The sequence below is a fragment of the Lysobacter sp. M15 genome (genome assembly GCF_022662515.1).
GTDB lineage: Bacteria > Pseudomonadota > Gammaproteobacteria > Xanthomonadales > Xanthomonadaceae > JAKPBU01.
On record NZ_JAKPBV010000011.1, the window covers coordinates 396,727 to 419,222 of the forward strand.

Consider the following 22,496-nt stretch of genomic DNA (forward strand, 5'->3'; position numbering starts at 1 on the left):
CCTCCATTGTAGGAGCGCCGCTTCGGCGCGACAGCGCGCCAGGCACCGACGGAGCCCTACGGCATCTCGTTGCGGCTGCCGAAGGCGTGCGACAGGGTTCCGCGGTCGACGTACTCCAGTTCTCCACCCAGCGGCAATCCGTGCGCCAGCCGACTCGGACGCACGCCATGCTTGCGTGCCAGCTGCGCCAGGTAGTGCGCCGTCGCCTCGCCCTCCACGGTCGGATTGGTGGCGATGATCAGCTCCTGCACCTCGCCTTCGGACAGGCGCTCGGACAGGCGATCGAGTCCGAGTTCGCGCGGCCCGATGCCATCGAGCGGACTCAGGCGGCCCTGCAGCACGAAATACAGCCCGCGGTAGCCGGTCGCCTGCTCGATCGCCATGCGGTCGGCCGGCGATTCCACTGTGCACAGCAGGTGCGCGTCGCGGCTGGAGCTCGCGCAGATGGCGCACTGCTCGGTTTCGCTGAAATCACGGCAGCGCCGACAGTGGCCGATCCGCTCGACCGCGGCCGCGAGCGCCTCGGACAGGCGGCGACCGCCTTCGCGCTCGCGCTCGAGCACGTGGTAGGCCATTCGCTGCGCCGATTTGGGGCCCACCCCGGGCAGCACGCGCAGGGCTTCGATCAGTTGTTCGAGGAGTGTGCTCATGTGGGGCGGGTTCGACCCGCCATCGCATCGCGCGGGTGGCAGCGGGCGGGCCGGGGCCCGTCCGCGTCAGAACGGCATCTTCATTCCGGGCGGCAGCTGCATGCCGGCCGTCGCCGCGCCCATCTTCGCCTGGCTTTCGGCGTCTATCTTGTTCGCGGCGTCGTTGAACGCGGCGGCGATCAGGTCTTCCAGCATTTCCTGGTCGGAAAGCATGGAAGGGTCGATGCGCACCTTGCGGCATTCCTTGCGCCCGCTCAGGGTCACATTGACCATGCCGCCGCCGGCGCTTCCGGTGGCCTCGATGGTGGCGATTTCTTCCTGCGCACGCTGCAGGTTTTCCTGCATCTTCTGCGCCTGCTGCATCAACTGGGCGATGTTTCCACGCATGGTCTGCGGTCCTGTTCGGTGTTCTGGGTTAGTCGTCGACGGGCCGGATCGAGTCGGGCACGACCCGCGCTCCGCGCTGGATCAGGCGCTGCACGTCCGGGTCGCTCATGAACGCCTCCTCGGCCGAGGCCTGCCGCGCATCGCGCTCACGTTCCTTGCGCACGTGCAGGGTTTCGCCGCTCGCCGCTCCCGCTTCGAACCGGATCTGCGGGGCGACGCCGAGTTGCGGGGCCAGCGCATCGGCGAGCAGCTTCACCAGTGCCGGCCCTTTCAGGTGTTCATCCGCCGCTGGCAATGCGAGCCGCAATACGCCGGCTTCGTAGGCCACGAAGCTCGAATGTGCGGCGAGCTCGCGGGTCGGGCCGCGCAAGCCACTGTTGGCCACCAGCTCCAGCCAGCGCTCGGCGTCGATGGGGATCGTGGTTGCCGCACTACCCGATGGGGCGATCGCCGCTGCGGCGACGTCGGGCGGCGGTGGAATAGCGGCGGGCGCGGGACGGGTGGCCGGCGATTCCACGCGGGCCGGCGCCGGAGCTTGCGCTGCTGCCTGTGCGACCGGCGCAGGGTTCTTTGACAGCGCCGCCCGAGCAGCCTCGGCCGCCGAAGCGTTGCGGGGCATCGTCGCTGTTGCGGGCGTGGTCTGCGGCTGCGCCTGCACCCCGATCGCCTCGGGACGGAAAGCCAGCATCCGCAGCATATTCATTTCGAAGCCGGCGCGCGGGCTGGGCGCCAGCGGCAGGTCGCGGCGTCCGTTCAGCGCGATCTGGTACCACAGCTGCACCAGCTCGGGCCGCAGCTTCGCCGCCAGCGCATCGACATCGATGCCATCGCCTTCGAGTTCAACGCCAGGCACCAGCTGCTTGACCTGGATCCGGTGCAGGGCCTCGGCCAGGGCATCCAGCACGCTGCCCCAGTCGGGCGAGAATTCGGCGAGCTGCTCCACTTCTTTCAGCAGCCGCTGGCCGTCGCCCTCGCCCAGCGCATCGAGCAGCGCCCCCACGCGTGTGCGGTCGACGGTGCCCAGCATGGTTGTGACCGCCGCGTCGGAAAGCGTGCCGCCGGTGTAGGCGATCGCCTGGTCGAGCAGCGACAGGCCGTCGCGGAGGCTGCCGTCCGCCGCCTTGGCCAGCTGCCGGATCGCGGCATCGTCCGCGGCAATGTCTTCGGCCTGCAGGATCATCCGGATCTGACCGGCGATCTGCTGCTCGTCGAGCCGCTTGAGGTTGAACTGCAGGCAACGCGAAAGCACCGTCACCGGCAGCTTCTGCGGGTCGGTGGTGGCGAGCAGGAATTTGACGTGTCCCGGCGGCTCCTCGAGCGTCTTGAGCAGCGCGTTGAACGCGCTCTTCGACAGCATGTGCACTTCGTCGATCAGGTACACCTTCACCCGCCCGCGCGAAGGCATGTACTGCGCATTCTCGATCAGCTCGCGCACGTCGTCCACGCCGGTGTTCGACGCGGCGTCGATCTCCAGCAGGTCGATGAATCGCCCGGCGTCGATGGCCTGGCAGGTGGCGCACTCGCCGCAGGGCTCGGCCGAGGTGCCCTGTTCGCAGTTCAGGCTCTTGGCGAAGATCCGTGCGATCGTGGTCTTGCCCACGCCGCGCGTGCCGGTGAACAGGAAAGCGTGATGCACGCGGCCGGATTCGAGCGCATTGGTGAGCGCCCGCACCACATGCTCCTGCCCGACCAGCTCGGCAAAACGTTTGGGCCGCCACTTGCGGGCGAGGACGAGGTAGGACATGGCGTCATTCTGCCGCGCCGCGGGCGAAAAAGGGACGCGACCAGCATCCGGCGTGCCCACTACGCCCATAAACGGCGGCTGCACCCACCACGCCGGCGCCCACTCCTGCCGTCGCCATCGTTTACCTTGTTCGGGCGATGCCTGGGGGCTAGAATTGCCGCCCCAAAAGCGGCCCGAACGCCGGCGAGGGTCCAGCGGAGAGGTGTCCGAGTGGTTGAAGGAGCACGCCTGGAAAGTGTGTAAGCGTCTAAACCGCGCTTCGGGGGTTCGAATCCCCCTCTCTCCGCCAGTTTGTAGGTGTAGCGAAGGTCCAAGCCGCGTGAGTTTCGCCGGCGGCGTTGGAGAGGGGGTGAGAACCCCCACGGGTTCGACAGACGGCGCAGCCGTCTGCACGGCGAAGCCGCCCGCAGGGCGAGGCGCGTAGCGCCGAGTGAATCCCCCTCTCTCCGCCAGTTTGAGCGTCGCGAGCTGACGCAACGTCTATGGTGGCCCCGTCGGCCCCTCGCGACGCTAGATCGAAAACCCCGCCAGGGCCGGAAGGCAGCAACGGTATCGATTGATGCGGGTGCCGAGGCAAGCCGGCGGGGTCGCCTCCTTTCTGGATCTGGGAACGTTGGCGCGGTGTTATCCCGCGTTGCGACGCGTTGCAGCTTGATCGCGTGCGCGGTGCGGCCGTGGCGCGGCACCCGTCGGCCCCTCGCGACGCTAGATCGAAAACCCCGCCAGGGCCGGAAGGCAGCAACGGTATCGATTGATGCGGGTGCCGAGGCAAGCCGGCGGGGTCGCCTCCTTTCTGGATCTGGGAACGTTGGCGCGGTGTTATCCCGCGTTGCGACGCGTTGCAGCTTGATCGCGTGCGCGGTGCGGCCGTGGCGCGGCACCCGTCGGCCCCTCGCGACGCCAGATCGAAAACCCCGCCAGGGCCGGAAGGCACACTCGCGGCGCGGCAGCCGGAAATCGCGATCTCGGCCTACGCACCGAAAATCAACCGATGTCGCCAGCGTCCGGATGCAACCATTCCGCGTCTCCTTCCATGTACCGCTCATGCTTCCAGATCGGCACCCGCGCCTTCACGGTGTCGATGATCCACCGGCACGCGCCGAACGCGGCGTCGCGATGCGCGGCCGAGACGCCCACCCAAACCGCGAGGTCGCCGATGCCGAGATCCCCGAGGCGATGCACGCAGCGCGCATCTACGATGGCGAACGTCCGCAACGCTTCCTCGAGGATCTTTGCGCCTTCGGCCTGGGCCAGTCGTGCATGCGCCTCATAGCGCAGTCCGGCTACCGGCCGACCTTCATTGTGATCGCGAACCCAGCCTTCGAAGCTGGCGAAGGCCCCGGCGTGGGCCGATCCGAGCGTTGCGCGCAGGGCGTCCACTTCGATGGGGTGGTGCGAAAGGAAAAACCGGTCCATGCGGCTATGGTCTCAGACGTCCACCGAGCGCGATAGCCGCAGCCCGGGACGCGCGTTCATCCGCCACTGACGGGCGGGATGAATGCCACCTCGCTGCCCTCGCGCGGCACATCGTTCCAGTCCGCGAACGCATCATCCACCGCGACCCGCAGTTGCCGGGACGGGAACGGCAGCTGATGCCGTACCTGGGCTTCCTCGTAAAGCGCGCGCAGCGTCGGCGCCTCGCTGTCCACGCTTTCCATCGCGACCCCCGCGGCATCGCGCAGGGCGGCAAAGTAGAGCAGGTTCAGGCGTGTCATCGCGCCGTCCCCACATCGCGCTTGCCGCCGCGCTTGGAGACCAGTTTCGCCGGACCGATCACGATCGCGTGCGACAGCGCCTTGGCCATGTCGTACACCGTCAGCGCGGCGACCGTGGCGCCGGTCAGCGCTTCCATCTCCACGCCCGTCCGATGGGTCGTGCGCACCGTGCATTCGATGCGCAATGCGTTGGCATCGTGCCAGTCGATCGCGATGGCGCATCCATCAATCGGCAGCGGGTGGCAGAACGGAATCAGTTCGTGCGTGCGCTTCACGGCCAGCGTACCGGCGATGATGGCGGTCTCAACGATCCCGCCCTTCTTCGACTTCAGTCCCGCCGCGCGTAGCTCTTTGGCGACGGCGCCGGGAAACCGCACCCGGCATTCGGCGGTCGCTTCGCGCGCAGTGGTCGCTTTCGCGGAGACATCGACCATCGCCGGAAAACCCCGCGGATCGAGATGGGTGAGTTTCGATGCGCGCTTCATGGGTCTTCGCTTCAGCCGGGGCGCGGGCATGTTAGCCGCCGATCAGGAACATCTCGACATGCCGCCCCGACGGACCGCGATGCATGCGCTGTTCGCTGTACCTGTCGGCCCTGCCTGACCACAGGCCGGCCACCCGCTCGGCCAATGCATCCTGTCCCTGGCGCAATGCCGCGCGCAAGTCGTGGCCATCGCCGGCAAACAGGCAGGTATACAGCCTGCCGTCGGCAGACACGCGGGCCCGATGACAGTCGCCGCAGAACGGCGCGCTCACGGAGCTGACGAACCCGACTTCGCCGGCGCCATCGGCGAAGCCGTATCGCGAGGCGACTTCGCCGCGGTAGCTCGGATCCAGCGGCCGCAGCGGCCAGCGCGCCGCGATCCGGTCGCGCAGCTCGGCCGAGGCCACGACCCGGGCGGGATCCCAGCCGTTGCAGGTTCCCACGTCCATGTACTCGATGAAGCGCGCCACATAGCCGTTGTCGCGTGCGAATTCGACCAACGGCAATACCTGGGTCTCGTTGACGCCACGCTGCACCACGCAATTGAGCTTGATCGGACCGAACCCGGCGGCGCGTGCGGATTCGATCCCATCCAGCACCGACTGCAGGTTTCCGCGGCCTCCAGACAGCGCGCCGAACAGGGCCGGATCCAGCGCATCCAGGCTGACGGTGAGCCGATGCAATCCCGCCTCGCGCAGCGCCCGCGCCTGCGGTCCGAGCAGCGATCCGTTGGTGGTCAGCGCTAGGTCGTCGATGCCGGGAATCCGCGCCAGCCGAGCGACCAGCTCGGGGAGCCGCTTGCGCAGCAACGGTTCGCCTCCGGTGAGGCGCAGCTTGCTCACGCCCAGCCGCGCGAAGCCGCGAACGAGGGTTTCGATCTCGTCGAACGACAGCCGCGAAGCGCTGTCGAAGCCATGATCGTCGGGTACCCGATCGGCAGGCATGCAGTACGGGCAGCGGAAATTGCACGCTTCGATCACCGACAGACGCAGGTCGCGCAGGGGTCGCCCCAGGCGATCGGCAGGCAGCGAGAGCGGTTGCAGGATGGCGTTCATGCCTGCGTAGCCTGCGACGCCGTCGGCGAAGCCAGTGCGAAGGCATCTCCCTGCCGGGCGATGCGATAGCCGCGCCGCGCCAGCGCCTCACCATCGTCCTCGGAGGCGTAGTGGTACAGCAGGCAGCGATCGAGCAGTTCGGGCGGATACTCGCGTTCCAGGTCGTCGATGCCACTGTGCGAGGGATTGCCGTGCAGCGCGCAATCGTGCGCAATGAGTTCGCCTGCGTCGGCGACGAACTTCAGCTTTTCCGGGATTGGCCGGGTATCACCGGTCCAGACCACGCTGCCGGGCAGGCGCAGTCCGAACGCGGTCCCGGGCCAGTGATGCCGCACCTCGAACGTCTCCAGGCGCATGCCGTCATGCCAGAAATTTGCTCCGATCGCGATCAGCTGGAAGGCGTCCCAGAAGTTCGCGCCGCCTTCGGCCGCCACGTTGGGATAGTCGCCGATGCGCTGGTGCAGCAACGGCAGCACGCTCGCCGGCACGTAGACGCGCGTGCGGCCGCGCAGCTCTGCGTCGAAGTAGGCAATGGAAAACAGGCGCTCGAACCCGCCGATATGGTCGAAATGCGTATGCGTGACGAACAGCGCACGCGGTGCGTGTCCGTAGTGGGCGATGAAGGCCTCCAGGCCTTCGGCTCCGCAGTCGATGGTCAGCCAGGGCTCGCCGTCGCGCTCGATGGTGGCCATCGCCGAGCCGAGCGTGGCCGCCGCAGCGGCGTTGCCGACACCGTGGAAACGCAGGGTCCAGCGGCCGGCGACGGGATTGTTCACGCATCCGCCTCCATCGCCGCGTCGTAAGCGCGGCGCAATCGCGCGAAATCGGCGTCCACCTCGGAGTGGCTGCGCATGCCGCGCAGCTTGTGCAGCGAACGCAGCAGCCGTGCCAGGTTGTTCCGCCGCCAGCTCCCGCCCGTTCCGCGCAGGCGTCCACGGTCGAAATCGATCATCCAGCCGCGATCCGGCGCGGCGAACAGCAGGTTGTCCGCATTGAGGTCCGCATGATCCAGCCCGGCATGATGGAATCGCGCGATCAGGCGTCCGGTTTCTTCCCAGGGCGCCTCGCTGCCTGCTGCGTCGACCCATTGGGCGAAGGTACGCACGTCCGGCAGTCGTTCGATCAGGATCGCCGCGCGATAGAAGGCGCCTTCGCGCTCGTAGTGCGCGGCGATCGGTTGCGCCACGGGCAGGCCGAGCCCACGCAGCTTCTGGGTCAGCCGGAACTCGGCGAAGCTGCGCACCCGCGCCTCGCCGTGCCACAGGTAGCAGTCGCGGCTGAGCCGCGCCGCCAAGCCGCCGCGCAGGTAAAGGCGCAGCACGGCGGGTCCGAACGGCGCGTCGACGAACCAGGCCCCGCCTCGGCCGCCTGCATGCACCGGCTGCGCGCGTGGTCCCCAGTAGCCGGGCGCGAACCATTCCGGCCGCGCTTGCGGCAGGCGCGTGCCGTCGAACAGAATGGCCCCGTTCACAGCATCGCCGTGGCCGCGGCCTTCGCGGCCATGACGCAAGGTCGTCAGGCTCTCGATGGCGTCCAGTTCGGCCATTGGATGAGTCTACCGTGCCCACCCACCTCACGCCGCCGGAGTCGATCTGCCTGCTGCGCCTTTCGGCGCTGGGCGACGTGACCCACGTCGTGCCGCTGGTACGCACGCTGCGCGCGGCCTGGCCGCAATTGCCGATCACCTGGCTCATCGGCGGGGCCGAGCGCCGGTTGCTGGCAGGGCTGGATGGGGTCGAGTTTGTCGAATACGACAAACGCAGCGGCGTGCGGGGTATGCGCGAACTGCGCCGCGGCCTGCAGGGACGCCGGTTCGAAGTACTGATGCAGATGCAGGTCGCCGCGCGCGCCAACCTGCTGTCGGCCTTCATTCCCGCCGACCGGCGCATCGGCTACGACCGTGCGCGTTCGAAGGATCTGCACGGGCTGTTCGTGAACGAACGGATTCCCGATCGCACCGGCGTGCACGTGCTCGAAGCCATCGGCAGCTTCTGCGAACCGCTGGGGCTGAAGCAGAACGAAGTGGTGTGGGACCTGCCGGTGCCGCAGGCCGCACGCGACTGGGCGCAGGCGCAGTGGTCGCAGGACGGCACGCCGACCTTGCTCATCTCGCCGTGCTCCAGCCACGCGTTGCGCAACTGGCGCCCCGAACGTTACGCCGCGGTCGCCGGGCACGCCGCAAGCCGCGGCTGGCGCGTCGTGCTGTGCGGCGGACGCAGCGAGTTCGAACGCAATATGGGCAATGCCATCCTGGCCTCGGCGAAGGCGCCGATCCTCGACCTGATCGGCAAGGACACGCTGGAACAACTCCCGGCGCTGCTCGAACGCGGCGACCTGGTGCTGACGCCAGATTCGGGGCCCATGCACATCGCCAATGCCGTGGGCGCCAAGGTGCTGGGCCTGCACGCGGCCAGCAACCCCAAGCGCAGCGGGCCGTACTCGGACCTGCGCTACTGCGTGAACCGCTATGACGACGCCGCGCGCAGGTTCATGGGCAAGTCCGCGAGCGAACTAAAATGGGGGGCAAAGATCGAGTACCCGGGCGTGATGGACCTGGTGACCGTGCAGGACGCGATCGAGGCATTCGAACGGCGCGCCTCCGACTTCGGCCCCTGACTGCCCTGCCCGGCCGGTCGGCCGCGCGGCTATCCCGGGGTGCCGGCCGAATAGTCCTGGTAGGATTTTTCCTCGACGTAAGCCGATCCCAAGGCCAGGTTGATGTCCTTCTTGATCCGTGCGCGGGTGTCGTTCTCGAAGTAGACGCTGCGCGCCAGCTGGATGAACTCGTCGTCGAAGGCCTGGGCCTTCTCCTTGAGCCGGATGTCGTCCTCGATCACCCACAGGCGCTCGTTGACCTCCTTCAGCTCGCGCCGCAGCCGAGCAATGTCCTTGACTGCGGCCGGATGCGCCATCCAGGTCTTTTCCAGAGCCGACAGCTCTTTGCGGACGTTGGCCAGCTTGGCCTCGTCGCCGATGCGCTCGGACTTGATCTGCAGGATCGCGATCTTGTCCAGCAGCTCGCCGAACGAGACGGGAACCAGGATTTCGGACATGGGCGATCTCAGGCTTGCGGGACGCGCAGTGTAGCGCCGGCCGGGCCCTGACCTTGTCCGTGCCTGCCCCCGGCACGTATCATTGCGGCCCCCGCAAAACTTGCATGCGAAACCAGCGGGAACCCACCGGAGAGGTGGCAGAGTGGTTGAATGTACCTGACTCGAAATCAGGCGTGCGTTTATAGCGCACCGGGGGTTCGAATCCCCCCCTCTCCGCCAGACAAGAAGAACGCCCCGCCGGGGCGTTTTTTTGTGACATAGGCCCGTTGGAATTTACGTTCTGCCGTCCGGATATCCTCACGTAATCCGTTTCACTCGCAGACAGGTTCCTTGTGGCGCCCATGGCCATCATGCAATCCATGATCGAATTCGGACACCTGACCCACGTGGGGCTGCGGCGCGAGCTCAACGAAGATACCTATTACGGGGACAGCGAACTGGGGTTGTGGCTGGTGGCCGACGGCATGGGCGGCCACGAATACGGCGAGATCGCCAGCGCGCTGGCGCGCGAAACCATCGTGCGTGAGATCCGTCAGGGCACGCCCCTGCCCCAGGCGATCCGGATCGCCGACGAGGAAATCATCCGCGCCTCGCGCCAGCGCAAGGACGTGTTGCCGATGGGGACGACGATCGTGGCGGCGCGCATCCTGGGCAACCGTTTCGAGGTGGCCTGGGTCGGCGACAGCCGCGTCTACCTGTGGCACGACGGCAAGCTCGCCCAGCTTTCGCAGGATCACAGCTACGTGCAGGAGCTGATCAGCCAGGGGACCATCAGCGTGGACCAGGCGCGCAGCCACCCGCATCGCAACGTGGTGACCCAGGCGCTGGGGGTGACCGAGCCGGACAATCTCAATGTGGAAACCATGTCGGGCGAGCTGGTCCCGGGGATGCAACTGCTGTTGTGCAGCGACGGGCTGACCGAGGAAGTCGATGATCGGGCGATCTCGCAACTTCTCTCGCACACCGAATGCAGCGCTCAGGAATGCGTCGACGAACTGGTCGCGGCGGCACTGGACGGCGGCGGCTCGGACAACGTCACCGTCGTGCTGGTTCGCCGGCATTGAGCGGGCCGGGACTGCGCCTGAGTTGCCGCGCGCCGGCTCGAGCGACGTCGGCCAGATAGGACTGGCTTAGGCCGCGATTTCTTCGGCCTGCCCGGCTTCGTCCCAGAGCGAAACCCCGGACTTCGCCCGGATCGCCTCGATCCGGATCGCATGCGCTGCCAATTCCTCCTCGCTGGGACGAACCCGCGGGCGGATTCCGCACACGAGCGGTACGCCGATGTCCACGGACTGTGCGGTGGTGGCGATCGCCTCGGCGGCGAATCCGATCTCGCTCTGTCCCGCGGTCAGCGCCAGGTAGGCCTCCGCAAGCAGCTGCGCGTCGAGCAGGGCGCCGTGCAGCTGCCGGTGCGAGTTGTCGACCCCCAGCCGGCGGCATAGCGCGTCGAGCGAATTGCGCTGGCCGGGATAGCGCTGGCGCGCGAGCTCCAGCGAATCGAGCACGCTGACCCGGTCGCGCATGCAGCCGTAATGGCTGCCGCACTGTCCCAGTTCCGCATCGAGGAAGCCGATGTCGAAGGCGGCGTTGTGGATCACCAGTTCGGCCCCGGTGACGAACTCGAGGAATTCGTCCACCACGTCGGCGAACAGCGGCTTGTCGGCCAGGAATTCGAGCGTCAACCCGGTCACTTCCTGGGCGCCGGGCTCGAACTCGCGTCCGGGGTTGAAATAGCGGTGGAAGGTGCGGCCGGTCGGGCGTCGTTCGATCAGTTCCACGCAGCCGACCTCGACGATCCGGTTGCCCTTCTTCCATTCCAGGCCGGTGGTTTCGGTGTCTAGGACGATCTGGCGCATGCGGTCATTCGGGCTCGATGGGGCCGGGTAAGGCTAACGGAGGGATGTCTCATCAGGTTCGACACGCGGGGCGCGGCCGCCAACGGCGCGCGGGCTCATCCGGCGATCCCCGCCAGCTTGAACCGGGTCGCTTCCGCACGCGCCAGCAGATCGACGCGTTCGTTGTCCGGGTCGCCCGAATGGCCCTTCACCCAACGCCAGTCGATGCGATGGCGCTGGATGGCGGCATGCAGGCGTTCCCACAGGTCGCGGTTCTTGACCGGGTCGCCGGCAGCCGTCTTCCAGCCGCGGCGCACCCAGTTGGGCATCCACTCGAGGATCCCTTGGCGTACGTACTGGGAATCGGTGAACAGGGTGACCTCGCAGCCCTCGGTGAGCACTTCCAGCCCGCTGATCGCGGCCATGAGCTCCATGCGGTTGTTGGTGGTCAGGGCTTCGCCGCCGACGAGCTCGCGCTCGCGCTCGCCATAGCGCAGCAGGGCGGCCCAGCCGCCGGGGCCGGGATTGCCGAGGCAGGCCCCGTCGGTATGCAGTTCGATCCGTTTCATGGACTCACGTAGCAGGCACGCCGTTGGCCACCGCCACACGGCGACGCTGGCGGACGGGGGTCAGGGGCAGGGTCCGCTTTTCGGCGCGGAGCAGGTATGCCGCGCGCAGGCCGATGCCCTGCTGCGGGTCTGCGGAGACGGTTTCGCGCCAGGTCGGCCCCAGCCCCTGCGAGAGCGGCTCAGGCACGAGGCCGGCCTCACGCAGGCGCCGACGCCAGAGCAGGGGCTCGGCCGCGTGCAGGCCGGTGCCTCGCCAGCGCCACCGGTACGGCGCCAAGGGGTTTAGCGCGAACAGGCCGACCCGCCCCCCGGGCACCAGGATCCGGCAGCATTCCTCGAGCAGCGCCTGTCCTTCGGCCCCGCGACCCAGAACGTGCTGCAGCACGACCGTGCCGATCGACTCGCTCACCAGCGGCAGCGACGCGCCGCAGCGGACATCGCCGCTCCAGCCATTGGCGGCCGCCTGCAGGCACAGCCCGCGACCACGGCCGCTGGCGTCGACAGCCGCCTCAGCCTGCGGTGCCAGCCATAGCCATGGCAGGCCGCGGCCGCCCGCAAGGAGCGTGGCGACGGTCCCGGATTCGCTGTCCAGCAGCGTCCGGCCGGCCGGGGATCCGAACCAGCCGAGGACGGCGTCGGGTTGACCGGTAGGGGACGGGGCGGGCATGGTCGCCATTCTAATCGGGCCCGCTGGCGGGTCCGGACGAGGATGCGATGCGTCTGCGGCCCCTACCCGCCTTCAGCGACAACTACATCTGGACGCTGGCTCATGAGAATGGGCGGGCACTGGTGGTGGACCCGGGCGAAGCCGGCCCGGTCCTGCAGGCCGCCGCCGAGGGCCTGCGTCCGGAGGTGGTGCTGCTGACCCACCACCATTCCGACCATGTGGGCGGAGTCGGCGAATTGCTCCACTCCTGGCCGGACCTGCGGGTCGTGGCGCCGGACGACGAACGGATCACGACCGCGACCGAGCGCGTGGGGGACGGAGCCATCGTCGAGGCGATCGGCCGGCGCTTCGGGGTGCTTTCGATCCCGGGGCACACCCGCAGCCACATCGCCTTCGTCTCAGCGCCGGAGGACGAGGACCTGGTGTTCTGCGGCGATACCCTGTTCAGTCTGGGCTGCGGCCGCATGTTCGAAGGCACGCCAACGCAGATGCTGGCATCGCTGGACCGCCTGGCATCCCTACCCGACTCGACCAGGATCTGCTGCGGCCACGAGTACACGCTCGCCAACGCCGCTTTCGCCCGCATCTGCGAACCCGGCAACCCGGCCCTGGAATGGCGGACGCAGCAGGCAGAGGCGCAGCGCGGCGCAGGACTTCCCACCCTGCCCAGCACGCTGGCCGACGAGCGCGCCGCCAACCCCTTCCTGCGCGTGGACGCGCCCGACGTCCGCGCCAGCATCGCCCGTCGCCTGGGTCACGCGCCGACGGACCGGGTCGAGGTGTTCGCCGAGCTGCGGCGCTGGAAGGACGGCTTCCGCGCATGAGTCGCGGCTTGACCAGGGCGACATGGTTGGCTTGGCTGCTGCTGGCGCTCGGTACAGCGCGTGCTGCAGACGACTCGCGCAGCGGTAGCGAGATCTACGCAAGGTTTCGCGACCATCTGGCCCAGCCCGAGTGCGCACCCGACGCAAGCACGCGCTGGCGCAAGCATTTCGTCAACGCGCCGCGCGACATGGCAAATGGCGACCGCGATGTCATGCCGCTGTTCGGTTACGTAGTCGACGCATTGATCGAATCCGACCTGCCGACCGAATTCGCACTCATCCCGTTCGTGGAAAGCGGCTACAAGCCCGGCGCGAAAAGCCCGGGCGGCCCGGCGGGCCTGTGGCAGATGATCGGGGTGACCGCGCGCAAGCACGCGGTGCCGATCCGGGACGGCTACGACGGCCGCCTCTCGCCGGTGGATTCCACCCGGGCCGCGGTGCGCTACCTCAAGACCCTCTACGGGATGTTTGCAGGCGACTGGCGGCTGGCGGTGATGGCCTATAACGCCGGCGAGAACCGCATCCTTGGCGCCCTGCGTCGCAGCGGCCAGGAGGCGCGCAGCGTGGACCTGGAGCGCCTGACCGGCATTCCTGACATCACCCGTGCCTACGTACGCAAGCTGCATGCGCTTTCGTGCGTGCTGGACGAGGCCGACGATCGCGCGCAATGGCGCGCGGCGATCGATCGCCAGGTGCCCCTGCTCACCGATATCAGCGTACCAGAGGGTGTGACCCTGGAATCGTGGGCGGCGCGCAACGGATTCGACCTGGCCGCGCTGCGACGCATGAACCCGGCGTTCGCCAACGGTCGCGTCGGCAATGGACGCAAGGTGCTGGCGCCGGGGCCGGGCCGGCCTGCCAGCCGGGCCGAACGCGCATTCTGGCCGGAGGGCGAGATCGTGTTCGACGTGTCGTCCACCAGCACGTCCGACAGTGCCCGGACCCATACGGTGCGCCGCGGCGAATCGGCCTCCCGCATCGCCAAGCGCTACCGGATCGGCATCGCGCAGCTGTTGCAACGCAACGGGCTGACCGAACGCAGCGTGCTGCAGCCGGGGATGAGGCTCAGGATCGATTGACTGCGCCGAGTGCATCCCTTCAGGCACACTAACCACCTGACCATCCAGAGGAAGAGGCCATGGGTTTCCTGCAGGGCAAGCGCGCGCTCGTGACCGGTATCGCCAGCGAGCGTTCCATCGCGTCGGGCATCGCCGAAGCCATGCATCGCGAAGGCGCCGAGCTTGCCTTCACCTACCAGAACGACAAGCTCAAATCGCGCGTGGAAAAAGCCGCGGCCGAGTACGGAAGCGACATCGTCCTGCCGCTGGACGTGGCGGACGACGCCCAGATCGAAAACTGCTTCGCCGAACTCGGCAAGCGCTGGGACGGCTTCGACATCCTGGTGCACGCCATCGCTTTCGCGCCGCGCGAGGCCATCGCCGGCCAGTTCCTCGACGGCCTGACGCGCAGCAATTTCGCCCTGGCGCACGACATCTCCGCCTATTCGCTGGCGGCGCTCTCGAAGGCAGCGCGACCCATGATGCAGGGACGTAATGGTTCGATCCTGACCCTGACCTACCTGGGCGCCGAACGCGCGCTGGCCGGCTACAACGTGATGGGCGTGGCCAAGGCCAGCCTGGAGGCGACGGTGCGGTATCTCGCCTACAACCTCGGCCCGGAAGGCATTCGCGTCAACGCGATTTCCGCCGGTCCGATCAAAACGCTCGCCGCGGCCGGCATCGCCGGCTTCCGCAAGATCCTCGGCCACGTCGAAGAAAACGCACCGCTGCGGCGCACCGTCACGATCGAGGACGTCGGCAACGTCGCCGCGTTCCTGTGTTCGGACCTGGCCGCCGGTGTCACCGGCGAGGTGACCTACGTCGACGCCGGATACAACATCCTGGGCATGACCGGAATCGAAGCCGAATCCTGAGACGCGGCAAGCAGAGCTTCGCCCGACGTGCGCTCAACATTTTGGGACTCTGGGCCGGACCGCCAGGCCGGCCCAGAATCGAAGAAACGGGTGCGACGGTCCGGCGCGACAAGGATTACGGAGGAAGCGCCGTGCCTTGGTCGGAGACGGCGAGCCAGTGATCGCCCTTGTGGGTATAACCGACGCCCGTGAGCGCACGTGCACGATAGCCGATGCGCGGGATCGCATAGACCGTTTCGTACAGAATGTAGGCGGACTTGCAGCCGTCGACCACGCGATATTTTTCGACCCAGCTCCACTGCGCTTCGCGGGTGGCGAAGTGCGAAGCCAGCGCCTTCATGATGGCCTCGATGCCGTAGAACGCCGCTCCGCTGGCGAAGATCGATACGGCGCGATCGTCGTGTCCGGCCCGGAACGTCTCGGCGTCGTAGTCGCGGAACGACTCCATGTCCACGCGCTGCGCCACTTCGAACTGGCGCGCGCAGCCTTCGGCATCGGCTGTTTCGCCCGCGACGGTGGTGCTTGCGAACATCGCGGTAACGAGTGCGGCTGACAGCGACAGGAAACGGGGCATTGTGCGTTTCATCGTGGTACTCCTTCGGGGTTCAGGTCACGTTAGCCGCGCCTGGTGCCCGCACCGAGAGCCACAAATCGTCAAAACGTCCGGGCCACTTTTCGCCCGCGCGTACCGTCTCTGTTTATGACACGTGCAACAGGAAAGGCCCGGCGATGCCGGGCCTTTCGCGTCAAACCAGCGTCGGAGCGTACGATCAGAGCCGGTCTTCGGCCACGGTAATCGTCATCTTCCGGCGAAGTTCGCGAACCAGCGCCTGCGCATCTTCGGCGCCTGCGATTTGCCCCAGTTGCGCCTGCAGTTGCGAGCGCTGCACCGGCGTCGCCTTGGACGGATCACCGGGGGTCACCTTGTCCACGGCGAAGACCGCCATGCGTCCGTCGAGCAGGCGGACCTTGCCGACCGACAGCTTGCCCGCGGACGGCGGCGGCACCGCGAAGAACGCCTCGTTCGCAGCCGGATCGGGCACCGGCTGACCGCGCGCCAGTTCCGGCAAGTCGGTGACGGCCAGCTGCCGGCTGGCGGCCGCGGCGGCCAGCGGCTGACCGCCGCGCACTTCCGCCAGCAACGCATCGGCGGCGGCGCTCGCGGCCTTGGCAGCGCGATCGGCACGGATGGCGGCAATCACGCGCTCGCGCACCTGCGCGAGTGGAAGCGTGCGTTCGGGGGTATGGCTCTTGACCCGCAGCAATACGCTGCGACCGGGCGCGATTTCGATCGGATCGCTGGCGGTCCCGTCCTGGATCAGGCTTTCGGAAAAAGCCGCGCGTAGCACGGCGGGGTTGGCCAGGACCGGATTGACCGCGTTCGCCGCCGACGGCACGCGCGTCACCGGGCCGACCGTCTGCACCTGCAGGTTGCCCAGCCGCGCAGCGCCAGCCAGCGTCGTTGGATTCTTGTAGACCTCGTCCACCAGCTTGCCGAGCAGTTCGTTGAAGGCGCGCTCACGCTCGGACTCGGCCTGCTCGGCCAGCAGCTGTTCGCGCACTTCCTCGAAGGGCTTCTGCTGGCTGGGCTTGATCTCGCGCACCTGGATGACGTGGTAGCCGAAATCCGTCTTCACCGGACCGCGCACTTCGCCCGCCTGCATGGCGAACACCGCGTCCTCGAACGGCTTGGCCATGAGCCCGTTCTTCTCGATCCATCCCAGATCCCCGCCGCCGGTCTTGGAGCCGGCATCGTCGGAGTTCGCCCGGGCCAGCGCGGCGAAATCCGCACCGGGCGCCTTCGCCTGCCGGGACAGATCGTTGGCTTTCGCTTCTGCAGCCTGCTGCGCGGCAGGAGATTCGTCCGCCGGCTTTACCAGGATGTGCGAGACCATGCGTTGCTCGCCGGTGCCGAACTTGGCCTGCTCCTGGGCGTAGCGTTCGCGCAGCGTCGCCTCGCTCGGTGCGCCGGCAGGCGGCAGCTTGCTGCTGTCGATATCCAGCACCTCGAGGGTCACCGACTCGGGCGCGCGGTACTGCGCGGCATGCTGCTGGTACCAGCGCTGGATTTCCGCGTCGGGCACCGGCGCGTCGTCGGGCGCAGGACCTGACATCGCCACGTAGCTGACGCTGCGGGTTTCGCCAATGAGCTTGAGCAGACGGTCCATTTCGGATTTGGTCACGAACGCCGAATCGGCGATCCCGCGCGGGATCACCGTCTGCAGCAGGTCGTCGCGCACGATCTGCTCGAACTGGCGCGGGCTCTGGTTCTGCGAACTCAGCGCGAGCTGGTAGGTCTGCGGGTCGAACTTGCCGCCAACCTGGAACGCGGGCACCGACTGGATGGTCTCGCGCAGCAGCCCGTCGCCGATCACCACGCCGTCGCGTTCGGCCATCATGCGCATCACACGCCGGTCGATCAGGCCTTCCAGGATGCGGCGCTTGTTGTCGGCGCTCTCGAACGCGCGCGGATCGAATCCCTCGCCTTCCGCCTGCCGCTGCTGCTGGCGCTGCTGCTCGTACACGGTGCGGAATTCGTCGGCGTCGATTTCGGCGCGCTGCCAGAGCATCGTCACCGGCCACACCGCCGGGGCCGAAGGCCACCACGTTGGCGGCGCTTCGATCTTGGCCGCGAAGTTGGCATTGCGCTGGAACAGGTACTGCTCCATGCCAAAGAAGGCGAACGGCACGCACAACAGGCCAAGAATGACCGTGGCGATCCAGCCGGAGGACTTTTCGCGGAGTTTCTGCAGCATGGTGAGGTCTGGTAAGGGCTGGAGGGGCGTAGCGAAGCGGCGCAGTGTAGCGCGTGGGCGGCCGACGCCCGCGGGGAGAACGTTGGGCGACACGGCACTTTCTGGGGTCGGCGCACCCCCTGAAACGCAAAACCCCTGCCGGAGCAGGGGTTCGACGAAACGACTGGCGGAGCGGACGGGACTCGAACCCGCGACCTCCGGCGTGACAGGCCAGCATTCTAACCGACTGAACTACCGCTCCGCGAAAGCGCGAAATCATACAAGACGCGTCGGCGCGGCCGCAAGCATCTTCTGTATTCCAACCCTTCAACGGCCCTGGCGCTACGTGGCGGGGCGCCGCGTGGGTTATCGCGCACGCTGAATGAGCAGCTTGCGCGATGGTGGGTGCTGAGGGCGCCGCGTGGATGCCGCCGTCGCGACGAAAATCCGGCCCGCCGCAGCGGGCCTCGGTACCGCGCACGCTAGGAATCCATGACTTGCACGATGGTGGGTGCTGAGGGGATCGAACCCCCGACCCTCTCCTTGTAAGGGAGACGCTCTACCGCTGAGCTAAGCACCCGCTGCGCAATGATATCGCGACCGGGCCTGCCCGCTTCTGCACGGCCAGCATGTCGAGGTTGACCCGGGCCTCGTGCGCACGCAGCGCGCTATGGACGGCGCGCGTTGCCGCAGGCCATCCAAGTAGCCTAGTGGCGCGCGCCCGGCCGCTTCTCCGGCGGCTTGACCACGGACTGATCCACCGGTGGCTGCTCCACCTCGCGCACGGCATCCTCCAGCCCCTCGCTGACGACCTTCGGGGTCAGCGGCCGCTCCAGTGCCAGATCGAGCACTTCGTCGATCCACTTCACCGGCACGATCCGCATCTGCGAGGTCACGTTCTTGGGAATGTCGGCCAGGTCCTTGCGGTTTTCGTCCGGGATGATCACGGTCTTGATCCCGCCACGCAGCGCGGCCAGCAGCTTTTCCTTGAGCCCGCCGATCGCAGTGATCCGGCCACGCAGGGTGATTTCTCCGGTCATGGCCACATCGCTGCGCACCGGAATCTTGGTCAAGGTGGAGACCAGCGCGGTGGTCATGGCGGCGCCGGCGCTCGGACCGTCCTTGGGCGTGGCCCCGTCCGGCACGTGTACGTGCACATCGAGCTTCTGCAGGAAGTCCAGGTCGATGCCCAGCCGCTCGGTTCGCGCACGCACCACCGACAGCGCGGCCGATGCGGATTCCTTCATCACATCGCCCAGCTGGCCAGTCAGGATCAGCTGGCCCTTGCCCGGGACGAGAGTGGATTCGATCTGCAGCAGGTCGCCGCCCACTTCGGTCCAGGCCAGGCCGGTGACCAGGCCGACCTCGTTCTCGGCTTCTGCACGGCCAAAATCGAAGCGCTGCACGCCCAGATACTTGTCGAGGTTCTTGGAGGTGACGTTGACCGTCCTGACCACCTTGTCCTTCGGCTGCGGCCCCTTGAGCGCGATCTCCTTCACCACCTTGCGGGCGATGCGCGCGATTTCGCGTTCGAGATTGCGTACACCGGACTCGCGTGTGTAGTAGCGCACGATGTCGCGGACCGCGCTTTCGGCGATTTTCAGCTCACCCTCGCGCAGTCCATTGGCCTTGAGCTGCTTGGGCACCAGGTAACGTGTCGCGATATTGAGCTTCTCTTCCTCCGTATAGCCCGGGATCCGGATCACTTCCATGCGGTCCAGCAGCGGACTGGGGATGTTGAGGGAGTTCGACGTGGCCACGAACATCACTTCGGACAGGTCCAGGTCGACTTCCAGGTAATGGTCGTTGAACGCATTGTTCTGCTCCGGGTCGAGCACTTCCAGCAGCGCCGCCGAGGGATCGCCGCGGAAGTCCATCGACATCTTGTCGATCTCATCCAGCACGAACAGCGGGTTGCGGCTGCCGACCTTGTTGAGGTTCTGCACGATCCGGCCGGGCATCGAACCGACATAGGTGCGGCGATGGCCGCGGATCTCGGCCTCGTCGCGCACGCCGCCCAGGCTCATGCGCACGAATTTGCGGTTGGTGGCCTTGGCGATCGACTGGCCGAGCGAGGTCTTGCCCACCCCTGGCGGGCCGACCAGGCACAGGATCGCGCCCTTCATCTTGCTCACCCGCGACTGCACGGCGAGATATTCGAGGATGCGTTCCTTGACCTTGTCGAGGCCATAGTGATCGGCGTCGAGCACTTCCTGCGCGGCCTTGAGGTCCTTGCGCACCTTGGTGCGCTTCTTCCACGGCACGCCCAGCAGCCAGTCGAGGTAATTGCGCACTACGCCCGCCTCGGCCGACATCGGCGACATCTGCTTGAGCTTGTTGAGCTCGTTCTTCGCCTTGGTTTCCACAGGCTTGGGCATGCCGGCCTCGGCGATCTTGCGCGCGAGTTCGTCCAGGTCGTTGGGCGCCTCGTCGATCTCGCCCAGTTCCTTCTGGATCGCCTTCATCTGCTCGTTGAGGTAGTACTCGCGCTGCGACTTCTCCATCTGCGACTTGACCCGGCCGCGGATGCGCTTCTCCATCTGCTGGACGTCGATCTCGCCGTCGACGAAACCGACCAGCAGTTCCAGCCGGTCGCCCACGTCCAGGGTTTCCAGCAGCTTCTGTTTCTCCGCCAGGCGCACGCCCAAGTGCGCGGCGACCGTATCGGCCAGGCGCCCAGGATCGTCGATTCCGGACAGGGTCTGCAGCAGTTCCGGGGGCAGCTTGCGGTTGGTCTTGACGTACTGTTCGAACAGCGACATCAGCGAACGCGCCACCGCCTCCACTTCGCGGTCGTCGCGGGCCTGGGCGGAATCGATCACGACCGCATCGCCGTTGAGCGTGCCGGCATGTTCCACGACGTTCGACACGCGCACGCGTTCCACGCCCTCGACCAGCACCTTGATCGTGCCATCGGGCAGCTTGAGCAGTTGCAGCACCGTCGCCAGGGTGCCGATCTGGTACAGCTCTTCTGCGCCCGGATCGTCGGTTTCTGCCGATTTCTGCGCGACCAGGAGGATCCGCTTGTCGGCCTCCATCGCCAGGTCCAGCGCCTTGATCGACTTGTCGCGGCCCACGAACAGCGGAATGACCATGTGCGGGAACACCACCACGTCCCGCAGCGGCAGCACCGGCAGGGTCATCGGGGTAGTTTCTACGGAAACGGAAGTCATGACGGCTCCGGTCTGACGGTGGGGGGACGGCGGTCCCTTCTGAGGCAGGTTATGGGGTCACGGTCTAGGGCACGCAAGAGACGTGCCGCAGCCCGTTCCGCGGTCCGCGCATGGGGCGGCAGAGGGATTATCGGACTTCGAGCCGAAAGCCGGGGTTACGTAAAAATAATCCCGCGCAGGAACATGGCCCGCCGCAAAGCCGTGTCAGGGCGCGCAGCACGCGCTCGCGGGCCTTATTCGGCCGAGGCGACCTTGGGCGCGGGCGCCGGCGTTTCGTAGATCAGGTACGGCTCGGTCTTGTGCTCGATCACCGATTCGTCCACCACGACCTTGCTGACGTTTTCCAGCGACGGCAGGTCGTACATGGTGTCGAGCAGCACCGATTCGACGATCGTGCGCAGGCCGCGCGCGCCGGTCTTGCGCTTGAGTGCACGCTTGGCGATCGCGACCAGCGCGTCGGGCCGGATCTCCAGTTCGACGCCTTCCATCTCGAACAGCTTGCGGAACTGCTTGCTGATCGCGTTCTTCGGCTCGGTGAGGATCTTGACCAGCGCCGCCTCGTCGAGCTCCTCCAGCGTGGCGACCACCGGCAGGCGGCCGACGAACTCAGGGATCAGCCCGAACTTGATCAGATCCTCGGGCTCGACTTCCGCCAGCACCTTGCCGATCTCGGTCTTGCGCTCGCTGCTCTTGAGCTTGGCGCCGAAACCGATGCCGCTGGCATCGGTGCTGCGCTGCTGGATGATCTTGTCGAGCCCTGCGAACGCGCCGCCGACGATGAACAGGATATTGCGGGTGTCGACCTGCAGGAATTCCTGCTGGGGATGCTTGCGCCCGCCCTGCGGCGGCACGCTGGCGATGGTGCCTTCGATCAGCTTCAGCAGCGCCTGCTGCACGCCTTCGCCGGACACGTCGCGGGTGATCGACGGGTTTTCGCTCTTGCGCGAGATCTTGTCGATCTCGTCGATGTAGACGATGCCCTGCTGCGCCTTCTCGACATCGTAGTCGCACTTCTGCAGAAGTTTCTGGATGATGTTCTCCACGTCCTCGCCGACGTAGCCGGCTTCGGTGAGCGTGGTGGCATCGGCCATGGTGAACGGCACGTTGAGCAGGCGCGCCAGCGTCTCGGCGAGCAGGGTCTTGCCCGAACCAGTCGGTCCGACCAGCAGGATGTTCGACTTGGCCAGCTCGACATCGTCGCTCTTCTGTCGGCTCTCGATCCGCTTGTAGTGGTTGTACACCGCGACCGCGAGCGTCTTCTTGGCGCGCTGCTGGCCGATGACGTACTGGTCCAGGACCTCGAGGATTTCCTTGGGCTTGGGCAGGCTGCTGCGGGCCGACTGCGACTTCTCCTCGAGTTCCTCGCGGATGATGTCGTTGCACAGCTCCACGCACTCGTCGCAGATGAACACGCTCGGGCCCGCGATCAGCTTGCGGACCTCGTGCTGGCTCTTCCCGCAGAAGGAGCAGTACAGGATCTTGTTGCTGTCGCCGGAACGGCCCTGTCTGTCTTCGGTCATGCCACTGGTACCAATTGCTGTCGGATGTTGCGCGGAGGTGAAAGCGGTTGCGGCCCGAGGATAGCAGGCTTTTCCGGGGAGGGCCCGGGCTGGGGGAAGGCAGGCGCGATCGCAGCTTCCGGGCCCATGGGGCGCCCCGGGAACGGGCGCGA

Annotated in this window: 22 protein-coding genes, 4 tRNA genes and 2 other RNA genes; 9 read left to right on the plus strand and 19 right to left on the minus strand. The window is 67.1% G+C overall.

Annotation, left to right across the window (positions count from 1 at the left end; translation table 11 throughout):
- Positions 1–56: 56 nt before the first annotated feature.
- The 3 genes from recR to dnaX form a co-directional block, all read right to left on the minus strand.
- The gene (gene recR, locus MC380_RS10375) at positions 57–650 is read right to left on the minus strand and encodes a recombination mediator RecR (protein ID WP_242103356.1); all 594 of its coding nucleotides are present in this window, start codon (positions 648–650) and stop codon (positions 57–59) included.
- A 66-nt stretch (positions 651–716) separates the two neighbouring features.
- On the minus strand, positions 717–1,037 hold the full coding sequence (locus MC380_RS10380) for a YbaB/EbfC family nucleoid-associated protein (RefSeq protein WP_242103355.1): 321 nt from the start codon (positions 1,035–1,037) through the stop codon (positions 717–719).
- Between the two features lie 28 nt (positions 1,038–1,065).
- Positions 1,066–2,781, minus strand: coding sequence for a DNA polymerase III subunit gamma/tau (gene dnaX, locus MC380_RS10385; protein WP_242164624.1), 1,716 nt, complete (start codon positions 2,779–2,781; stop codon positions 1,066–1,068).
- A gap of 196 nt (positions 2,782–2,977) precedes the next feature.
- On the opposite strand from dnaX, the gene MC380_RS10390 reads away from it, so the two are divergent.
- The 3 genes from MC380_RS10390 (at position 2,978) to ffs (MC380_RS10400) (ending at position 3,564) form a co-directional block, all read left to right on the plus strand.
- A tRNA-Ser gene (locus tag MC380_RS10390) sits at positions 2,978–3,070 on the plus strand.
- 202 nt (positions 3,071–3,272) lie between these two features.
- Positions 3,273–3,369, plus strand: an RNA gene (gene ffs / locus MC380_RS10395) — signal recognition particle sRNA small type.
- 98 nt (positions 3,370–3,467) lie between these two features.
- Positions 3,468–3,564, plus strand: an RNA gene (gene ffs, locus MC380_RS10400) — signal recognition particle sRNA small type.
- Between the two features lie 201 nt (positions 3,565–3,765).
- Here the strand turns inward: ffs (MC380_RS10400) and MC380_RS10405 are convergent.
- The 6 genes from MC380_RS10405 to MC380_RS10430 are packed head-to-tail and all read right to left on the minus strand — an operon-like array spanning position 3,766 to position 7,581.
- Complete coding sequence (locus MC380_RS10405) at positions 3,766–4,197, minus strand: molybdenum cofactor biosynthesis protein MoaE (RefSeq protein ID WP_242103353.1); 432 nt, start codon at positions 4,195–4,197, stop codon at positions 3,766–3,768.
- 56 nt (positions 4,198–4,253) lie between these two features.
- On the minus strand, positions 4,254–4,496 hold the full coding sequence (locus tag MC380_RS10410; protein ID WP_242103352.1) for a MoaD/ThiS family protein: 243 nt from the start codon (positions 4,494–4,496) through the stop codon (positions 4,254–4,256).
- Positions 4,493–4,981: a cyclic pyranopterin monophosphate synthase MoaC gene (moaC, locus tag MC380_RS10415; RefSeq protein ID WP_242103351.1), complete on the minus strand. Its 489-nt coding sequence runs from the start codon at positions 4,979–4,981 to the stop codon at positions 4,493–4,495. The genes MC380_RS10410 and moaC overlap by 4 nt, the downstream gene beginning before the upstream one ends.
- Before the next feature lie 31 nt (positions 4,982–5,012).
- Positions 5,013–6,035 carry a GTP 3',8-cyclase MoaA gene (moaA, locus tag MC380_RS10420; protein WP_242103350.1) on the minus strand — a complete coding sequence of 341 codons (1,023 nt, stop codon included), beginning with the start codon at positions 6,033–6,035 and terminating at the stop codon, positions 5,013–5,015.
- Positions 6,032–6,811: an MBL fold metallo-hydrolase gene (locus tag MC380_RS10425; protein ID WP_242103349.1), complete on the minus strand. Its 780-nt coding sequence runs from the start codon at positions 6,809–6,811 to the stop codon at positions 6,032–6,034. The genes moaA and MC380_RS10425 overlap by 4 nt, the downstream gene beginning before the upstream one ends.
- Positions 6,808–7,581, minus strand: coding sequence for a 3-deoxy-D-manno-octulosonic acid kinase (locus tag MC380_RS10430; RefSeq protein WP_242103348.1), 774 nt, complete (start codon positions 7,579–7,581; stop codon positions 6,808–6,810). Before MC380_RS10430 ends, MC380_RS10425 begins: the two co-directional genes overlap by 4 nt.
- 14 nt (positions 7,582–7,595) lie before the next feature.
- Here MC380_RS10430 and MC380_RS10435 point away from each other — a divergent pair, with 14 nt between their 5' ends.
- Positions 7,596–8,651 (plus strand): glycosyltransferase family 9 protein, encoded by a 1,056-nt coding sequence (locus MC380_RS10435; protein WP_242164626.1) that lies wholly within the window; start codon positions 7,596–7,598, stop codon positions 8,649–8,651.
- A gap of 29 nt (positions 8,652–8,680) precedes the next feature.
- Here MC380_RS10435 and MC380_RS10440 read toward each other — a convergent pair whose 3' ends face one another.
- Positions 8,681–9,088, minus strand: coding sequence for a DUF6165 family protein (locus tag MC380_RS10440; protein ID WP_242103346.1), 408 nt, complete (start codon positions 9,086–9,088; stop codon positions 8,681–8,683).
- A gap of 128 nt (positions 9,089–9,216) precedes the next feature.
- Between MC380_RS10440 and MC380_RS10445 the strand changes: the two genes are divergently transcribed.
- Together MC380_RS10445 and MC380_RS10450 are read left to right on the plus strand one after the other, a co-directional pair.
- A tRNA-Ser gene (locus MC380_RS10445) sits at positions 9,217–9,307 on the plus strand.
- Between the two features lie 140 nt (positions 9,308–9,447).
- Entirely contained in the window at positions 9,448–10,152 is a 705-nt protein-coding gene (locus tag MC380_RS10450) for a protein phosphatase 2C domain-containing protein (RefSeq protein WP_242103345.1), read from the plus strand.
- Positions 10,153–10,218: 66 nt separating this feature from the next.
- Here the strand turns inward: MC380_RS10450 and dnaQ are convergent, their stop codons facing one another.
- The 3 genes from dnaQ to MC380_RS10465 all read right to left on the minus strand — a co-directional run bounded on the left by dnaQ (position 10,219) and on the right by MC380_RS10465 (position 12,159).
- Positions 10,219–10,944: a DNA polymerase III subunit epsilon gene (dnaQ, locus tag MC380_RS10455; protein ID WP_242164628.1), complete on the minus strand. Its 726-nt coding sequence runs from the start codon at positions 10,942–10,944 to the stop codon at positions 10,219–10,221.
- A 95-nt stretch (positions 10,945–11,039) separates the two neighbouring features.
- Positions 11,040–11,492: a ribonuclease HI gene (gene rnhA, locus MC380_RS10460; protein WP_242103343.1), complete on the minus strand. Its 453-nt coding sequence runs from the start codon at positions 11,490–11,492 to the stop codon at positions 11,040–11,042.
- 4 nt (positions 11,493–11,496) lie between these two features.
- Complete coding sequence (locus MC380_RS10465; protein WP_242164630.1) at positions 11,497–12,159, minus strand: methyltransferase domain-containing protein; 663 nt, start codon at positions 12,157–12,159, stop codon at positions 11,497–11,499.
- A gap of 47 nt (positions 12,160–12,206) precedes the next feature.
- On the opposite strand from MC380_RS10465, the gene gloB reads away from it, so the two are divergent.
- Genes gloB through MC380_RS10480 form a run of 3 tightly spaced genes read left to right on the plus strand, consistent with a single transcriptional unit; the run spans position 12,207 to position 14,916 of the window.
- Positions 12,207–12,983, plus strand: coding sequence for a hydroxyacylglutathione hydrolase (gene gloB / locus MC380_RS10470; RefSeq protein ID WP_242103341.1), 777 nt, complete (start codon positions 12,207–12,209; stop codon positions 12,981–12,983).
- Positions 12,980–14,062, plus strand: coding sequence for a lytic transglycosylase domain-containing protein (locus MC380_RS10475; RefSeq protein ID WP_242103340.1), 1,083 nt, complete (start codon positions 12,980–12,982; stop codon positions 14,060–14,062). The genes gloB and MC380_RS10475 overlap by 4 nt, the downstream gene beginning before the upstream one ends.
- Before the next feature lie 59 nt (positions 14,063–14,121).
- Complete coding sequence (locus tag MC380_RS10480; protein ID WP_242164632.1) at positions 14,122–14,916, plus strand: enoyl-ACP reductase; 795 nt, start codon at positions 14,122–14,124, stop codon at positions 14,914–14,916.
- 115 nt (positions 14,917–15,031) lie between these two features.
- On the opposite strand, the gene MC380_RS10485 is transcribed toward MC380_RS10480, so the two are convergent.
- From MC380_RS10485 to clpX, 6 genes are all read right to left on the minus strand, one after another.
- Positions 15,032–15,502 (minus strand): hypothetical protein, encoded by a 471-nt coding sequence (locus tag MC380_RS10485; protein ID WP_242164634.1) that lies wholly within the window; start codon positions 15,500–15,502, stop codon positions 15,032–15,034.
- A gap of 184 nt (positions 15,503–15,686) precedes the next feature.
- A complete protein-coding gene (locus MC380_RS10490; protein WP_242103337.1) occupies positions 15,687–17,672 on the minus strand; it encodes a peptidyl-prolyl cis-trans isomerase in 1,986 nt (661 codons plus the stop codon).
- Positions 17,673–17,836: 164 nt separating this feature from the next.
- Positions 17,837–17,913 (minus strand) — tRNA-Asp (locus MC380_RS10495).
- 243 nt (positions 17,914–18,156) lie between these two features.
- Positions 18,157–18,231: transfer RNA gene (locus tag MC380_RS10500), tRNA-Val, on the minus strand.
- Positions 18,232–18,358: 127 nt separating this feature from the next.
- A complete protein-coding gene (gene lon / locus MC380_RS10505) occupies positions 18,359–20,824 on the minus strand; it encodes an endopeptidase La (RefSeq protein WP_242103336.1) in 2,466 nt (821 codons plus the stop codon).
- A gap of 233 nt (positions 20,825–21,057) precedes the next feature.
- On the minus strand, positions 21,058–22,344 hold the full coding sequence (clpX, locus tag MC380_RS10510; protein WP_242103335.1) for an ATP-dependent Clp protease ATP-binding subunit ClpX: 1,287 nt from the start codon (positions 22,342–22,344) through the stop codon (positions 21,058–21,060).
- Positions 22,345–22,496: the final 152 nt, after the last annotated feature.

Coding starts and splice junctions, on each gene's coding strand:
- MC380_RS10480 (WP_242164632.1), top strand. CDS start 14,122: ATGGGTTTCCTGCAGGGCAAGCGCGCGCTCGTGACCGGTATCGCCAGC.
- MC380_RS10475 (WP_242103340.1), top strand. CDS start 12,980: ATGAGTCGCGGCTTGACCAGGGCGACATGGTTGGCTTGGCTGCTGCTG.
- gloB (WP_242103341.1), top strand. CDS start 12,207: ATGCGTCTGCGGCCCCTACCCGCCTTCAGCGACAACTACATCTGGACG.
- MC380_RS10485 (WP_242164634.1), bottom strand. CDS start 15,502: ATGAAACGCACAATGCCCCGTTTCCTGTCGCTGTCAGCCGCACTCGTT.
- MC380_RS10440 (WP_242103346.1), bottom strand. CDS start 9,088: ATGTCCGAAATCCTGGTTCCCGTCTCGTTCGGCGAGCTGCTGGACAAG.
- MC380_RS10465 (WP_242164630.1), bottom strand. CDS start 12,159: ATGCCCGCCCCGTCCCCTACCGGTCAACCCGACGCCGTCCTCGGCTGG.
- clpX (WP_242103335.1), bottom strand. CDS start 22,344: ATGACCGAAGACAGACAGGGCCGTTCCGGCGACAGCAACAAGATCCTG.
- moaA (WP_242103350.1), bottom strand. CDS start 6,035: ATGAACGCCATCCTGCAACCGCTCTCGCTGCCTGCCGATCGCCTGGGG.
- recR (WP_242103356.1), bottom strand. CDS start 650: ATGAGCACACTCCTCGAACAACTGATCGAAGCCCTGCGCGTGCTGCCC.
- MC380_RS10430 (WP_242103348.1), bottom strand. CDS start 7,581: ATGGCCGAACTGGACGCCATCGAGAGCCTGACGACCTTGCGTCATGGC.
- lon (WP_242103336.1), bottom strand. CDS start 20,824: ATGACTTCCGTTTCCGTAGAAACTACCCCGATGACCCTGCCGGTGCTG.
- MC380_RS10380 (WP_242103355.1), bottom strand. CDS start 1,037: ATGCGTGGAAACATCGCCCAGTTGATGCAGCAGGCGCAGAAGATGCAG.
- MC380_RS10410 (WP_242103352.1), bottom strand. CDS start 4,496: ATGACACGCCTGAACCTGCTCTACTTTGCCGCCCTGCGCGATGCCGCG.
- dnaX (WP_242164624.1), bottom strand. CDS start 2,781: ATGTCCTACCTCGTCCTCGCCCGCAAGTGGCGGCCCAAACGTTTTGCC.
- MC380_RS10450 (WP_242103345.1), top strand. CDS start 9,448: ATGATCGAATTCGGACACCTGACCCACGTGGGGCTGCGGCGCGAGCTC.
- moaC (WP_242103351.1), bottom strand. CDS start 4,981: ATGAAGCGCGCATCGAAACTCACCCATCTCGATCCGCGGGGTTTTCCG.
- MC380_RS10405 (WP_242103353.1), bottom strand. CDS start 4,197: ATGGACCGGTTTTTCCTTTCGCACCACCCCATCGAAGTGGACGCCCTG.
- rnhA (WP_242103343.1), bottom strand. CDS start 11,492: ATGAAACGGATCGAACTGCATACCGACGGGGCCTGCCTCGGCAATCCC.
- MC380_RS10490 (WP_242103337.1), bottom strand. CDS start 17,672: ATGCTGCAGAAACTCCGCGAAAAGTCCTCCGGCTGGATCGCCACGGTC.
- dnaQ (WP_242164628.1), bottom strand. CDS start 10,944: ATGCGCCAGATCGTCCTAGACACCGAAACCACCGGCCTGGAATGGAAG.